The organism is Bacteroides difficilis (genome assembly GCF_048319815.1).
GTDB classification, from domain to species: Bacteria; Bacteroidota; Bacteroidia; order Bacteroidales; family Bacteroidaceae; genus Bacteroides; species Bacteroides zhangwenhongii.
This window is the reverse complement of record NZ_CP182814.1, coordinates 2,900,611-2,916,916: the sequence shown is the minus strand read 5'-3', so window position 1 is coordinate 2,916,916 and position 16,306 is coordinate 2,900,611. Positions and strand designations below refer to the sequence as shown.

The window sequence follows — 16,306 nt, the reverse complement described above, 5'->3', positions numbered from 1 at the left end:
ATAATCAAAAGACACCTCCTTTTTATCTGTTTTCTTATTGTCTGCATCATAAAAGGACAAGCTCAAGATATTACCTTCGGTCATCTGACCACCAATGAAGGACTTTCCAATAATGCGGTCATGACGATGTACCAAGACGAACGGGGATTTATATGGATCGGAACTAGAAATGGAGCCAATCTCTATAACGGAAATGAATTTAAAGTATATAAATTCCGAAAGAACAGTTCCAATAGTTTAATTTACAATAATATCAATCATATTACCGGAAATAAAAAGGGAGAAGTTTACTTCATGACGCCCAAAGGAATATCCGCTCTCAATATCAGAAAAGACACATTTACAACATTAATACAAAAAGAAATACGGGCTATGTTCTATCATGAACAATTATATGCAGCCCACAGTAACAGTATCTATATATACGATGGCAAACAATTCAGCCTTTATTATGAATTGCCTCAGAAAAGCAAAATTACAGCACTGCACGTCAACGACAATCAAATCTTGATCGGCACGGAAAATCAGGGTTTGTTCAGTTTGGACCGCCACCACCAATTATCTCATCCCATTTCCAAGGGGAATATCTCAACCATTTTTCAAGACTCGTCCGGAAAATACTGGATCGGAAGCTGGGAAGAAGGTCTTTTCATGATGAATGGAGAAACAATCAGCAATTTCCGGCACGAAGAGCAAAACCCGTCCAGCATCAGTTCCAATTTTATCCGCTGTTGCAGTGAAGACAAACAGGGTAATTTATGGATAGGAACCTTTAATGGCCTTAACATGTTCCACCCTTCCAGCCAGACATTCACACGTTACCAGAAACGTGAGAACGGCTTGAGCCATTCGTCCGTCTGGAGCATTCTCTGTGACCATCAAGGAAGTATATGGGTAGGGACTTATTTTGGCGGAGTAAATTACTTCAATCCGGAAAGTCAGATCTATCATCAATATCAAGCAGCAAAAACAGAGAGTGAAGGATTGAGCTCTCCTATCGTGGGGCGTATCACGGAAGACAGTCAGCACAACCTATGGATAGGGACCGAAGGCGGAGGATTAAATAAGTACGACCCGAAAAGCAGAAAATTCGAATGGTTCAGACACAGCAAGCTACCCGGCAGTCTCTCACACAACAATGTGAAAGCACTTTATTATGATCCGCTACGTGAAGTTATCTGGATAGGAACTCATCTGGGCGGACTAAATAAGATGGATCTGAAAACAAAGAAATTCACTCAATATTTCCATAATGAAAACGATCCGGAGTCACTTCCTTCCAATATCATCAGAGATATTATTCCCTATAAGGAGCAGTTAATAATCGCCAGCCATGCGGGAGTTTGCATTTTCAATCCGGAAACCGGCAAAGTAAAACGATTATTCCAGACATTACCTTATAAAATAACGTATGCCGCTGGAATATTTATCGACCATCGCGGAACATTATGGATTTGCGGAGGTGGCAATGGTGTATATTCTTATCAATTTGACAACCAGAAGATAACAAACTACAAACATAATCATGCACTGGAACATGGCCTTAGCAGCAATAGTATCAACCGGATTTACGAAGACAGCCAGCACAGACTATGGCTATGCAGCAATGAAAGCGGTATAGACCTTTACCGATATGACACGGACGACTTTATAAACTTTGATAGAGAAAAGAATGAACTGGCAAGCGACTGCGTGAATGATGTATGTGAATTATCACCCGGCAAACTTCTTTTTACTACGGATGTCGGTTTTTCCATCTTAGATTATCAGACACAGAGATTCAAAAATTACGATCATGAAAACGGCGTTCCGCTATCTGCCATCAATGAACGTTCATTATATAAATCACAACAAGGAGAAATCTTTATAGGAGGAATCGACGGCATGATTTCTTTCAAGGAAAAAGATATCAATTATATTCCTAAAGGCTATACCATTGCTCCATTCCGTCTTATTGTCAACGGACAAGATGTAAATGTAGATGATGATAGCGGCATTTTAAAGGAAGACTTGAGTATAACCCGAAAACTTGTACTCAAATCCAGCCAATCCATGTTCAGCATCGAATATGCAATTTCAAATTATATCCCCGCCGCTAAAAATGAGATGGAATATTTTTTGGAAGGTTTTTCTGAGACATGGACTACCACCCGGGGGCAAAATACCATTACTTATACCAATCTGAGTCCCGGGAAGTACACTCTATTGGTACGTATCAAAAACAACCAGTCACAAATACCGGAAAGTCGGCTGGACATTGTAATACTTCCTCCATTCTACCTGACCATTTGGGCATATCTGTTCTATTTTATTATTATTGCCGGTGTACTCTATTACCTGATCCGTACCTACAACAACCGCATCAAGCTACAAGAATCCTTAAAATACGAAAAGAAACGCACCGAGGATATAGAGCGGCTTAATCAGGCAAAGCTACGCTTTTTCACTAATATCTCACATGAATTCCGTACTCCATTGACATTGATTATCGGCCAGATGGAAATGTTACTGCAAGTCCGTTCATTTGCACCGACAGTCTACAATAAAATACTGGGTGCTTATAAAAACAGCCTGCAATTGCGGGAATTAATCACCGAACTTCTTGACTTCCGTAAACAAGAACAAGGGTATATGACAATTAAAGTGAGTGAACACAATATTGTAGATTTCCTTTATGAAAACTACCTCCTTTTTCAAGAATACGCCTTGCAACGCCAGATTTCTTTCAACTTCCGAAAAACAAATGATTCCATCAATGTATGGTATGATGCCAAACAGCTACAAAAGGTTATGAACAATTTGATATCAAACGCATTCAAACACACCAAAGAAGGAGGTGAAATCAGCGTTTCAGTACGTAAAGGTAACCGGGAGGTTATTATCGAAGTAACAGATAACGGTACCGGTATTGCTGCGGAAGATATCAATAAGGTATTCAATCGTTTTTATCAAACCGATCAAATAGAGTCATTATCGTACACAGGCACGGGGATAGGCTTATCCTTGACTAAGGGTATTGTTGAATTACATCATGGTACTATCGACGTATACAGTGAACCGGGAGAAGAAACGACTTTCAGCGTTCATCTCAAAACCGGAAATGAACACTTTACACCTGAACAGTTCAGCAAACGGCAAGAAGAATCGCAACTGGCTTTAGAAAATAATATTCCTCTTCAGGAACTCCAAGAACAGTTGTTGAACGAGCAGGAGGTCATGAGCAACGAAAACATTGAGAAAAGCAAAGAGGCCCGCATACTCATTGTAGAAGACAACGATTCTCTACGGGAAATGCTCGTTAAGATATTCGAGTCGTTTTATGTTGTCAGCACAGCCGCCAACGGACGTGAAGGATGGGAAAAAATACAATCTGAACAGCCCGCTATTGTGTTAAGCGATGTTGTAATGCCGGAAATGTCGGGAACGGAACTTTGTAAACTAATCAAAGAAAACATAGAAACCTGCCATATCCCTGTGGTATTGCTCACCGCACGAACAGCAATAGAACACAACCTAGAGGGTTTACGTCTGGGAGCCGATGACTATATCACCAAGCCGTTTAATATCAATATCCTGCTTTCCCGCTGCAATAATCTGGTAAACAATCGTATCATACTACAAGAGAAATTCAGCAAACAACCACAAGCTACTCCACAGATACTAGCCACTAATGCTATGGATAAAGAATTAGTTGATAGAGCTATGAAAGTAATCGAAAGTCATATTGACAATGTGGAGTTCAACGTGGATATCCTAGCGCGTGAAACCGGTATTGCCCGTACCAAACTATTTACCAAGTTGAAAGCAATTACCGGACAAACACCCTATGAATTTATTCTAACTATCCGCTTAAAACGGGCTGCTATCATGCTCAAAGAAAACCCGGAACTCAATATTTCCGAGATTTCCGACCGGCTAGGGTTCTCCTCTCCCCGACAGTTCAGTAAATGTTTCAAGGAAAAGTATCGTGTTGTGCCACAGACATACAGAAAAGGAGAAAATGCAGATAACGAAGAGGAAGAAGAATAAAGTGTACGCAGAAAGTACTATTCATGTACGTATAATACACCTCATTCCGGTAAAAACAACCGTTATTTGCAGATGAAAAACAGATATGTCACTCACAGAAAAAAGAAAAGCCATGAAAAAAAGTTTTTTATATTTCATCAGTTGTTTCATGTGTACCCTTGTTTCCACTAGTATAGTTTTCGCACAGAAAATAGATAATCTGGTAGAACTCAAGCAACAATCGAAAAACGAATTGTTCCACAAATTGAAGAAGGCTCCTCGCACACCGGCTTTTGAATCCGAAGGATATTGGGTATGGGGAAGCTCCGTCGTAAAAGGCGAGGATGGAAAATATCATATGTTTGTATCCCGCTTTCCAAAATCCCTGCCCTTTCATCCCGGATGGATGGTAGCTTCGGAAATTGTACATGCAATATCTGATACTCCTCAAGGACCATATAGATTCAGTGATGTGGCATTACCGGCACGCGGTGCACAATATTGGGACGGACGTTCTACGCACAACCCACGCATACTGAAATATAAAGGTAAATATTATCTTATCTATATGGGGTCTACCCATCCTTTCGCCGAACCTACATACGCCGAGTTGACTCTAAGTAGCCCTTGGTGCACCGTAGGACGTGCCAATAAACGAATCGGTCTGGCTGTTTCCGACAGTCCATACGGTCCTTGGAAACGTTTTGATGAACCGATACTGAAAACAAAACCCAATACGTTCTATAGTTTTCTGACTTCCAATCCTTCTCCGGTCCTTCAGGAGGACGGTTCGGTAATGATGATTTTCAAAGGACGTGCCTATACTCCCAACGGTAAACACTCCGATATGTCTTTAGGTATTGCATACGCTCCTTCTATCGAAGGACCGTATACCGTACTCAACAATGACCAGCCTATTTTCCAGGTAGACGGTCAAGGGGAAGCGGAAGATCCGTTTTTATGGAAAGACAAAAGAGGTTATCATGCCATATTCAAAGACCATGTGGCAAAATTCACCGGAGAAAGAGGTGGCGGAGTGATGGCTCACTCCAAAGACGGCATTCATTGGACAGTCGATAAGGATCCTAAAGCCTATTCTCTCACCGTAGAATGGGAAGATGGGAAAGTGGAAAAGCAGGGGCAATTGGAACGTCCTTTCCTACTATTCGATGAAAACGGAAAAATGACCCATGCTTTTTTTGCAACGATGGATGGTCCCGGCGGATTCGAGAATGCAAATAAATCATGGAATATGGTGATTCCCATCCAATAAATTTCGCACTTTCCTCTATCACCTATCACCGTAAGTCCCGAAAGTACTTATTCATCGCACTTTCATACACGGTGACAGGTTGTGCGGAACCTATCACCACACCTGTCACCTATCACCTGTCACCTGTCGGTTTCAATTTTGTTTCCCCACACTGAAACTTCAGTTTCAAGTAACAGTGTCTTGTTTTAAAAAAGGTTGACTCCTAAAATCCCAATTATGGAAAAGGATCAAACATTAGGTCTGTCATCTGCCTTGGAGCGGGTGAAAATGCATCATCACATCTATGAGATGTATTATGTCAACAAAAAATCAAAAGCGGAGATTTTTCAGGAAACAGGTCTTTCCCGTTCTTCTTTCTATCGAGTTCTTCGTACCTTTGAGTCCTGTAATCCCCAAATCGCTGAAGAGATGAAGAAACAAGGCAAGGATGTCACTCCGGCAGATTATGACAAGCTCAAGCAGGAAGTGGCATTATTAAAGAAGCAACTGGCAACAGAGAAGCTGCGTGCCGACTTCTATGAAGAGATGGTCAACTTCGGTAAGGAAGTATATGGCATTGACTTAAAAAAAGCTGGCACCAAGTAGTCAGCAGGCTTCACACACGCGATGTCAGGGTTTATCCTGTGACGTCGCTGTGTGGACTGCTTGGTAAGAGCAAACAAGCCTATTACAAACATGTGGACAACCTGATGTCCAGACTGGCCGAAGAGGCTTTCTGCGTGGAGTATATCAGGGAAATCCGCGGTAAAGATCCCGGTATAGGCGGGGGCAAGCTGTGGGAGATGTACAACAAGAAGTTTGGTAAGGATCACGGTGTGGGCTACAACCGTTTCTACGACATCGTCGAGAAGTACAACCTCAAGGTACGCAAGAAGAAGCGCCGCGCCCGCACCACGAACTCCGATCATGCCTATCCTACCTATCCCGACCTGACACGACGGCTCATCCCAGAGTCCTCCAACCGGTTATGGGTAAGCGATATCACCTATATACCATTCTGGACTGTACCGGAAAAGGGTCTATATGATTTCTGCTATCTGTCACTGGTTACAGATTGTTACAGCAAGGAGATTGTCGGTTACAGCGTTGGCGCAACATTGGAAACTCTATACCCGATGGAGGCTCTGGAGATGGCCCTGAGACGTATAAAGGATGTCAAAGTCCTGAAAGACACTCTCATCCATCATTCTGACCGTGGCGTGCAATACGCCAGCTACGAATACACCGGTCGCTTGAAGAGCCTCGGCATCAAGATCAGCATGACTGAAACTGGGGATCCGAAGGACAACGCTGTGGCCGAGAGGGTAAACAACACCATCAAAAACGAACTGCTCAAGGATATGGAATTTTTCAGCATCCACGGGGTGAAAGCTGCCGTCGAAGCCGCCATAGACTTCTACAACAACGAACGGCCTCACATGAGTCTGGACGGAATGACGCCGACAGAGGCGGGCAAGCAGGTTGGAGAAATAAAAAAAAGATGGATCAGTTACCGCGAGAAAGCCATCAAAGAGGTTGCAACTTAGGGAAATATCACTAACTTTGCATTGACCCACAAAGAATGTCCTACACAACCGCAGGGAGAGAGGAATCATACCCTAAGATAATCTCCTCGCTATTGTTTGATATTTTTTAAGTCAACCTTAATAGCAAATAGCGAAAAAAGAGCGTCAACTTGTAATAAAAATAAGTATTAACTGAGTCAACCGACTTTGAAAATAAGCTTTAAAGTGGTCAACTAAAAACATTAAACCACACAGAAACCTTAGTTTCAAGCAACAGAAACCTTAGTTTCAAGTAGCAGAAACTCTAGTTTCATACGTATGAAACTCCAGTTTCCACGCTTGAAACAACCAGTTCTCCTATAGCAACCGACAGTTCTACCGCTCGAAGCAGACACATTGACCGCAATAAAGTAGAAATCTCTTGGTATACAAGATAATAAATATTACCTTTGTTGACCTTTCAAAAGAGAGGCACAAACAATTAATACATTTATCATGAAATTAACTTTGATGCGGGACAACGGCGGAACATCGACCATGCGGACGTTGGATATAAACCTACAGATAGAAGCGATGAAGCATGAAACGAAAGCCCGACCGATAAGCAATCTACGCACGAGCATACGTTACGCATCACCGGACTGTCAATTGGAAGAGAGTAAGAAAATAGCCAAGATTATCCCTGCTGCCGTTTTCCGCAAAACCACCAATGGAGCACAAATGTCCGCATACAACGGACTGGTACAAATAGAAGTAAATCATCTTGCCAACCGGCTGGAAGTAAACCGTATCAAACAGGAAGCGGCAGAACTCTCGCAAACATTCGCTGCCTTTATGGGATCCGGCGGACATTCCGTGAAAATATGGATACAATTCACACGACCGGACAAGACTCTCCCTGCCAGCCGGGAAGAAGCGGAAATGTTTCAGGCACACGCTTACAGAAAAGCCGTCAGCCTGTATCAACCGGTACTCTCCTATCCTATCGAACTTAAAAATCCGACATTGGAACAATACTGTCGGCAAACCTACGATCCGGAACTTTACTACAACCCCGAAGCCACCGTTATCTATATGCGCCAACCTATGGAAATGCCTTCGGAAACGACTTATAAAGAATCGGTACAAGCTGAAACATCACCGTTCAAACGATTAATTCCGGGATATGACAGTTTCGATACTTTATCAGCCCTTTTCGAGGCAGCCTTACAGAAAGCCTATCAATCCTTAAACGAACTGTATCCCAGATTGCATGCCCACTCTGACGAAGATCTCAAGCCTCTGTTAGTCCAAGTGGCGGAAAACTGCTTTCAGGCGGGCATACCCGAAGAAGAGACTGCACGGTGGTGCATTGCCCATTTCTACACCAAGAACAAATCATTCCTGATACGGCAGACTGTGAAGAATGTATATATGGATGCAAAAGGATTCGGGAAGCAAACTCCTTTATCCACAGAACAGGAGTTGGAACTTCGGACGGAAGAGTATATGCAACGACGATATGAGTTCCGCTACAACACCATGACTACCACAACAGAGTATCGCGAACGAAACACATTTTGTTTCTGTTTCCGTCCGATAAACAACCGTATCCGTAACAGTATTGCCATGAACGCACGTCTGGAAGGGCTCAATCTTTGGGATAGAGACGTGGTCCGTTATCTGGATTCCGACCGTGTCCCGATTTTCAACCCGATAGAAGATTTTCTTTTCGGTCTGGATGTCCATTGGGACGGGCGCGACCGAATCCGTGAATTGGCAGTCCGCATTCCTTGCAATAACATACATTGGCCCGATCTATTCTATCGCTGGTTTCTGAATATGGTAGCACATTGGAGACAGACTGATCGTAAATATGCCAACTGCACGGTTCCACTACTTGTCGGACCGCAGGCATACCGGAAATCCACTTTCTGCAAAAGCCTGCTTCCACCCGAGTTACAAGCATATTATACCGATCATATCGATTTCAGCAACAAACGGGATGCAGAACTGGCTCTGAATCGCTTTGCTCTAATCAATATGGACGAATTCGACCAAAACCGGGAAAGTCAACAGGCCTTTCTAAAGCATATCATTCAGAAACCCGTCATCAATGTCCGCCGTCCGCATGGCACAGCCACACAAGAGTTACGCCGTTACGCTTCTTTCATCGGAACAAGCAACCACAAAGATTTGCTGACCGATACTTCCGGCAGCCGTCGATATATCGTGATTTACGTAGAAGGGCCGATAGATTGCTCTCCCATTGATTATGAGCAGTTGTATGCGCAGGCCATGCACGACCTTTACAAAGGTGAACGCTATTGGTTCAACAAAGAAGATGAGGAGGTTATGACCGAAAACAATCAGGAATTTCAAGTAATGCCGATAGCCGAACAATTATTCCATGAGTATTTCCGGGCTGCAAAAGAAGGGGAAGAAGCGTACGAACAACTTCTCGCGATTGAAATAATGGAGCAAATACAACACGACAGTAGAATCCGTATTTCCAATTGCAATATTATACAATTTGGCAGAATATTACAGAAGAATCAAGTACCTTCCATACATACGAAACGTGGAAATGTGTATAAAGTAGTACGTACCAAGCCTAAAAGAGTATAAATATACATATTATAGAGGTGATAGGTGACAGATACGGTGATAGGTGACACACAACCTATCACCGTTCTGAAAGCATGATGAATAAAGGATTTCAGAGCAGTAGTGATAGGTTGAAAGAGAAAAGTTGATTTATTGTATGGGGAGAGACATTTATAATAACAGCTTCGGAGTAGTTCTATCTGATTTTATCAATTATCAGGTGCGTTGTCATTTTCCAATTCTTTCTCAATCTCTTCAATCGTAGGCAGACTGTCCCGGAAGTCTTTAGGCAAGGCTTGTCCTAATTCGTAGTCGGATATACCGATGGGTTTCTGAATGTCACGCAAGGCATATTCCGCCTTGATACGGTCTTTGCTCTTGCAAAGTAGCAGTCCAATGGTACGGTTGTAGCCCTCACGGCAAAGAATATCATCCACGGCAGAACAGTAGAAATTCAGTTTGCCGATATACTCCGGCATGAACTCTGTATCTTTCAGTTCAATCACTAAATAGCGGTGCAAGAAAGCATTGTACATCAATATATCGATATAGTAATCATCGCCCGATACCTCGATGTGATACTGCCGCCCCATAAAGGCAAATCCAGCTCCCATTTCCACAAGGAATTTCTCCACATGCTTCATCAAACCAATTTCCACATCACGCTCATTGTACTGGTCGGTGAAAGTCAGCATATCGAATATGTACGGGTCTTTGAGCATGGATTTTACATCGTTTGCCTCCGGTGCAGGCAGTGTTTCGGTAAAATTATTTGCCAATGCTCCATGCTTGCCGTAATCGTCCAACTTTATGGCTTCTTGCAGATAGCGTGTATTCCAATGCGATGTAATACTTTGTACCATATACCAATACCGTGCGCGAATATCCTTGACCTGCTGTAAGAGTATCAGGTTGTGCATCCAGCCCAAATGCTTGATAGGGAGGGTAAAATTATATTCGCCTAATTGCGCAATCACTGATTGCGTAATTGGTTTATATCAATCTAAGTTGTACCTTATCGCCAAATAAGACGTGTCGCAAATATGTCGCAAATAAGAGATAAAAAAGCCCATAGAAAACACATAGCAACCATGAACCCCATAAACGCAAAAAGGAATATCCCTTATTATTTCCACATTCCGCAGTTCATGTTAATCAACCACAGTTTTAAAATTTGCATTTAACTGCTTGAAATATTCGTCATCTTTCATTTCCCAATTAGTTTGCGAAATGATTTTATTCCCCTTGTCGATAATACAAAAATCTGATGCGCCCATCTTATCGGAATTAATACCCAGCTTTTTTTCAGAAATTTGCATGCAGCTTTTATCGGATTGTAAAAGCTTACCAGCTTTCTTTTCCTGTTTTGATTGATCAGGTACATGGTCGATTTCACCTTGCATGTATCGGCATATTGTGCAATCTCAGAGCTATCCTGGGCACAAATAAAAAACACATCGACATCTTTATTATTTTCATTGAATGGATGATACTACTTTTTCTTCATTATACCAGTCATGCCGGCAATCCATAAAGGCACTAAAATATATCCAAAAACTTTGTGTATGTTCATATATAGAGAAATAAATCCATTTTGTGTATAGGACTTGATGTCTAGACCGGTAAAACCTTCAAAAGGAATAAATGCTATGATACTTTGAACTATGCATTTAAACAATGCCATGATACTAAAATAAGTATAACTTTGACTATAATACACTGCAATTGTACCTAATGTGATGAACATTAGAATAATGTAAAAAATTCGCAAGGGATATAGTCCGTATCCAAAACTTCTCCAAAAGAAATCTAAAGTGCGCCTTATAATACTCCATTGATTTTTCTTAATTAAATAGGTTCCATACATTCCATGGTAATATATCTCATCTGCTATTGTATCATTATTTTTATGTCTATAATATTTTTCTAATTCTACATAAATATCTCTTGTAAAATATTGCAGAGTTTGTCTTTTAACTAATTGCTGCCATCGGGCTGTTTCATTCTCGCAAGCGTCATACCAAACATCAAAGGAAAAATTGTTGAAATTGAAAACATAGGTATCTGAATCTGTTAAGACATCTTTAATAACAAAATTTTTAAATTTTGATGAGTTAATATCTAATATCATGACTTTTATAGGTTTTTCTATTTTGAATGAATTGTCAATAGAAAATTTGAAACCTACTTCCGTACAACAGAAATTCAAATATGGATTTTGTTCAGTAGAAGAAAATGTAATATCTTTCATCTGAAAAGTATTTGATATCTTTCCAAAGGAAAAATCTATATTAGACTTATTTACATCATCTGTACTTTTGAGCATTTTAAAAAGGACATCTTGTAGGAATATATTTCTAGCTTTAATCCCGTTACACATTAACGATCCAGATATAATCGTACAACTTTGAAACCTGTAGTCTCCTAGAAATTCAGTTGAAACCATTGAAAAAAAGGACTGAGAGTCAAAATGGGAATCTACAAAATCCAAATGGTTACATGTAACATAATCAAATAGAATTTCAGGACTTTCAATGTATACGGCATTAATTTGAATCTTCTTTCCGAAATTGGAGTAAGATAGATCCAACTTTTCATTTTTAATATATGTTCCTTTGTATAAGTCGTAACACGCATCGTTTTCTTTTACAATATAAAACAAACCATTATTCCTGATATTTGCATCTTCGTATAGAAACTTTAGAAAAAAATCATTGGTTTCTAATATATTTATATAATCCTGGTTTAAAGCTACACCATAATCCATAGCTAATTCAGCAATACTATGTTTACTATCTATTAGAGTAAGTTTCTCCTTTGAGTTGACAGATTTGTCTAACTTGTAATATGTGAAAGTAAAATATTCCTTGGTTGAAATGTCACCATGGATTTTATTGCATTTAAAGAAACCTCCTTCAACAATAAAGCCTTGAGCAATTACTGCGTTAATGTCCAATTCTCCATCTGTGCTAGCAAATATTGGGTTTTCTATAAAAATAGCAAGACCGACTTTGGTAGAATTTAAATCTAGACTATTATGAAAAATACAATCGATAATATCGAGCTTGTTTGCAATATTTGCATACTTAATGCTTGCTTTTTTTTGAAATTCTGATCTAGAAAAAACAAGGCTTCCTAAACATAGTAGTCCGTCAAACGAGGCTTGACCATGAAAAATACAGTTTGTAAATTCGATATTTTGGTTAGTTTTGGTGCATGTCTGATTATTTTCATCATCTCCAATAATAAAATCACCTTTAAAGGTGCAATCAACAAACTTGATGGTTTCTTCTAATTGTGTATTTGATAGCAATATAGTTTTAGAGAACATACAATTTTTAAACAGTATACTTTTGTACACTTGGATATTTTTTAAATCTAATAAAGAGTTAAAAACTCTGTTTTCAATCATACCCCCATTTTTGAAAAAACAATTGAGTTTGTATAATTGAACTGTGTCTTTTTTCATAACTGTAAGTATTGCTGATGAACCTATTTATTTAAAACTAAATAAATCTCAATAATGTACCTTCAGTAAGGTTCATGAGTTTATAATTTATGTCTAAAGATACAAATATATTATATTGCATAAAAAGTTTATATGATATTATTATCAAAAAATATTTTTTTGCCAATAATTAGATTCTATAATCTGCATCGGAAAACATTAACCAGATTTCCACTTAACTGTTAAATGAATTTTGAATGACTATTTTATTATCAGAGTGAGTTAAATCTTAGCGTCTCTTTGACTTTAAAAATTGAGGGATAGTATAATGTCTGAACTGTAAGCATTTGAAAGTGCAAAAGTAACGTCTCACCATACTATTATTATCAAAAGAAGTTTTCATAAATTTGATATTTAGCTTATTGAGAAAAAGGTATAACGATTCTTAACTTTGAATAATACTAAATTTCAGATAACCTCACCTTCATATCACATGTAGAAGAAATAAAAAATATATTGACCCGATCATTCTGGTTCTATACATCAAAGAGGTTAAAGAGAATGCTCTCAAACTACTATCTCACACAATTTAAACTTAAGCAGTTAAATTGTTCAGACAATTTTTTATCATCTTTCCTCTCCCTAAAACACATTACTACTATCCTCTTAGTTCATCAATTTTCTTTTTAATACTGATTTCATCAGCCCGAAATTGATTCACCTCGATATGGAAAGCATGATATTTTCCTTCTATACCCGCTTGTGAAGTATTCATAAACTGTACATATTTCTCACGTTCTTCATCATAGCAAAACAGTTTAGTACACAACGGAGATTTTCCAATTGCCATGTGAAGCATCTTTTCCGCTTCTTCATCTTTACACAGCAGACGCCCTACAGAGTCTCCATTTTTTTGCCTTTTTCTTCCTCCTTTTCCCTCTTCGCCATGTTTCTTCTTATTAGACAGATAGCTCCGAATGGGCCTTCTGTTATTCCCAAACCAAACATAAATATCCTTTATATCCAGCTTACATACATCCACGTCATGGTCATGCATTATACCTTGACTCTTACAACCGAGGCACGCTCTTTGATCTTTAGGAGTGTAATCTGTTGCATTTAAAAGAAGATATGTATTTGTACTATGCAAATCCACGCGTTTAACCACTTCGCAAAACGAATCGTTTAATATCGGACTGCTTTCCAATACATATTCATCCTCCTCCAATTGTTCAGGAGCATCTCGCCAATCATCCCACTCACTAATGAATACAACAAAAGTCTGAGAGAGGTTCGGATACTCATCCGATACATCTACTTCTTGCAGCAAAGAATCAAAAGCATCCCTGTTCAAGGAGTCATACAGCATTAAACAACATTCATAGTCAAAAAAGTCATGAACTTTACCAATACCCTCAATAATCTTCTCAAACTCATCTTTTCCCTTCTTTTGCTTAAATGTCAGGAAAGCCGATGTACGCATGCTCGTTTCCGATTCAGGCAAGAGCAAAAATAATTCTGAATGTTCTTCCATTTACATGCCCAATAATTTACGTAAATCAATCTGAATCTGATCAAAAAAGCCTCTTGGCGCTTTAGATATTTTTCCCTTTGGAGAAACAGCCAACAATTTTGGAGCCATGCAATTCTCACAGTCGTCATCCTCCTCAAAATAATAAATCTTCAAGTCATCATTATTGATAACCTCCGCCTCTTTGACTCTGACCAGCATACCGTTAATAATATGGTCGCTATGTGTTTCTATCAACAATTGATTACCGGCGGCTCCTACTATTGCCAAAAATTCGGTTAGATCAGATTGAGCTTTTGGATGCAAATGGATTTCGGGATTCTCAATCGCAATAAAGCTGCCGATAGGACTGCCCAAACACACGATAAGAACGGCAGCAATATAGCCTACTCCTGTGCCTACCTGCGAAGGGCGAATCCTGTTACCTATATAATCTTTAAAATATACGTCATACTGTTCGCTTCTGCGTTCTACTTCCATCGTATAGCCTGTTAACTTATATAGCCAATGGTTTACTTGGGTATCCAAAAAATTATCATTAGTTTCTGCCACTAATAATTTATCATCCAATCGATCTTGACGGTGATTAAAGAAATAATCGATGACAAACTCTCCTTGTTTTCCCAATGGAATTTTCGGAGTATTATTCATCAAATAGATATCCTGATTATTTATTCTGGTAGCAGGTAAATGGAAGATAGCTGGAAAAACCTCTTTGTCATCCGCATTGAGAACATTCTCTTCTACGGTAACCATTGTATTCACCCGGCTCTCGTCACTTGGAGTAAAAGTCATACTAAAAGAGTGTGAATCTCCCAAGAGAACTTTAATTACATATTCAGAAGAAACAGTATATATATTACAAGTTTCACTGAATGGACGTATGTCATACTGTGAACTGGAAACAGTAACCTTAGATCCGCTAGTAGACTTATTCTCTAAATTGTCTGCAAACAACTTCAATGCTTGAATTACAGAAGATTTACCGCTAGAATTCTTTCCTGTTATAAGATTCAATTTTCCAAACATCATTTCTGCGGTATGCAAACATTTATAATCAAAAATATCGAGAGCTCTTATCATTTTTTATTTATTTTATTTAATGATTCCACAATCATTCGTTTATCTATAGCGGTTGATTGTATATTTACCCGTTGTAAAATACTGGCAGTAACTTTCTCATCTGTTCCGGGCTTAATGATACAAAGTTGAATGGAAGCACTATTAATCCTGCTTTGAAGATATGGCGGAAGAGCAGTATAATTCATCCCATTATACTTGTTAAGAATTGGAATCTTCTTAAGAGAATATTCATTATCTATAAAAGCAAAAACGGAAGACAAACGGTTAACCCCATCGAAAATCACAAGACGGCCTTGATAGTCCATATTAGTAAAAATGGGAGCCAAGGGGATACTCATCAAGATTGATTCAATCCACCTCGCACGCCGATCTTGTGACCATACCTTACTGGAGGGCTCGTTACCAAAAATCAGTTTCCCTTTATCTTTCCATTCTTTCAATTGATAAAAAGACCATTTTTCGGTTATGATTTTGACATTTTCTGTATATAATTTGATGTCCATATCAATCACTCTTTATTTCCAGTCTATATAATAGCTAAATAATATGCGAATATAAGAAAATTATTTTGCATGTCTGTTACTATGCCTTTCCTTTTAGCATATCTAACCTTTTTGGTAGTAACCTAGTAAAGTTTATCTCTCACCTATTTCTGGACCATATAGCCGTTCAAAAAAAATTCAATCTATTATTTCCCATTGGATTTCAAATATTGCTCATAGTCATACTCATTCAATACACCCGCCGGCTTATCACGGAAAAATGTTTGAAAAATAAGAAACGGCCAAAAGAATGGAATCAACCACATCAACAGATAATTTATAATTAATGGCTCTCTTAGCTGACTTTTTCCGTTTATTGTGATTTGAAAT

General features: G+C 39.1%; 9 protein-coding genes and 2 pseudogenes. 5 read left to right on the top strand and 6 right to left on the bottom strand.

The window, feature by feature from the left end; all coding sequences use genetic code 11:
* The 5 genes and pseudogenes from ACNOGP_RS10885 to ACNOGP_RS10865 all read left to right on the top strand — a co-directional run bounded on the left by ACNOGP_RS10885 (window position 1) and on the right by ACNOGP_RS10865 (window position 9,393).
* Window positions 1-4,029: a two-component regulator propeller domain-containing protein gene (locus tag ACNOGP_RS10885; RefSeq protein ID WP_418214757.1), complete on the top strand. Its 4,029-nt coding sequence runs from the start codon at window positions 1-3 to the stop codon at window positions 4,027-4,029.
* A gap of 148 nt (window positions 4,030-4,177) precedes the next feature.
* Complete coding sequence (locus ACNOGP_RS10880) at window positions 4,178-5,281, top strand: glycoside hydrolase family protein (RefSeq protein WP_272720490.1); 1,104 nt, start codon at window positions 4,178-4,180, stop codon at window positions 5,279-5,281.
* Window positions 5,282-5,497: 216 nt separating this feature from the next.
* The gene (locus tag ACNOGP_RS10875) at window positions 5,498-5,866 is read left to right on the top strand and encodes a hypothetical protein (protein ID WP_418212875.1); all 369 of its coding nucleotides are present in this window, start codon (window positions 5,498-5,500) and stop codon (window positions 5,864-5,866) included.
* 32 nt (window positions 5,867-5,898) lie between these two features.
* Window positions 5,899-6,807 (top strand): annotated as a pseudogene (locus ACNOGP_RS10870) (IS3 family transposase); the annotation flags it as partial.
* 474 nt (window positions 6,808-7,281) lie between these two features.
* Window positions 7,282-9,393: a BT4734/BF3469 family protein gene (locus tag ACNOGP_RS10865; protein ID WP_418212874.1), complete on the top strand. Its 2,112-nt coding sequence runs from the start codon at window positions 7,282-7,284 to the stop codon at window positions 9,391-9,393.
* A 188-nt stretch (window positions 9,394-9,581) separates the two neighbouring features.
* Here ACNOGP_RS10865 and ACNOGP_RS10860 read toward each other — a convergent pair.
* The 6 genes and pseudogenes from ACNOGP_RS10860 to ACNOGP_RS10835 all read right to left on the bottom strand — a co-directional run.
* Window positions 9,582-10,364: pseudogene (locus ACNOGP_RS10860) on the bottom strand (PDDEXK nuclease domain-containing protein); the annotation flags it as partial.
* A gap of 159 nt (window positions 10,365-10,523) precedes the next feature.
* A complete protein-coding gene (locus tag ACNOGP_RS10855; protein ID WP_418212873.1) occupies window positions 10,524-10,775 on the bottom strand; it encodes a hypothetical protein in 252 nt (83 codons plus the stop codon).
* Between the two features lie 89 nt (window positions 10,776-10,864).
* Window positions 10,865-12,841 carry a hypothetical protein gene (locus ACNOGP_RS10850; protein ID WP_418212872.1) on the bottom strand — a complete coding sequence of 659 codons (1,977 nt, stop codon included), beginning with the start codon at window positions 12,839-12,841 and terminating at the stop codon, window positions 10,865-10,867.
* A gap of 637 nt (window positions 12,842-13,478) precedes the next feature.
* Window positions 13,479-14,354: a hypothetical protein gene (locus ACNOGP_RS10845; RefSeq protein WP_418212871.1), complete on the bottom strand. Its 876-nt coding sequence runs from the start codon at window positions 14,352-14,354 to the stop codon at window positions 13,479-13,481.
* The gene (locus ACNOGP_RS10840; RefSeq protein WP_418212870.1) at window positions 14,355-15,434 is read right to left on the bottom strand and encodes an AAA family ATPase; all 1,080 of its coding nucleotides are present in this window, start codon (window positions 15,432-15,434) and stop codon (window positions 14,355-14,357) included.
* The gene (locus ACNOGP_RS10835) at window positions 15,431-15,937 is read right to left on the bottom strand and encodes a hypothetical protein (RefSeq protein ID WP_418212869.1); all 507 of its coding nucleotides are present in this window, start codon (window positions 15,935-15,937) and stop codon (window positions 15,431-15,433) included. Before ACNOGP_RS10835 ends, ACNOGP_RS10840 begins: the two co-directional genes overlap by 4 nt.
* Window positions 15,938-16,306 lie beyond the last annotated feature (369 nt).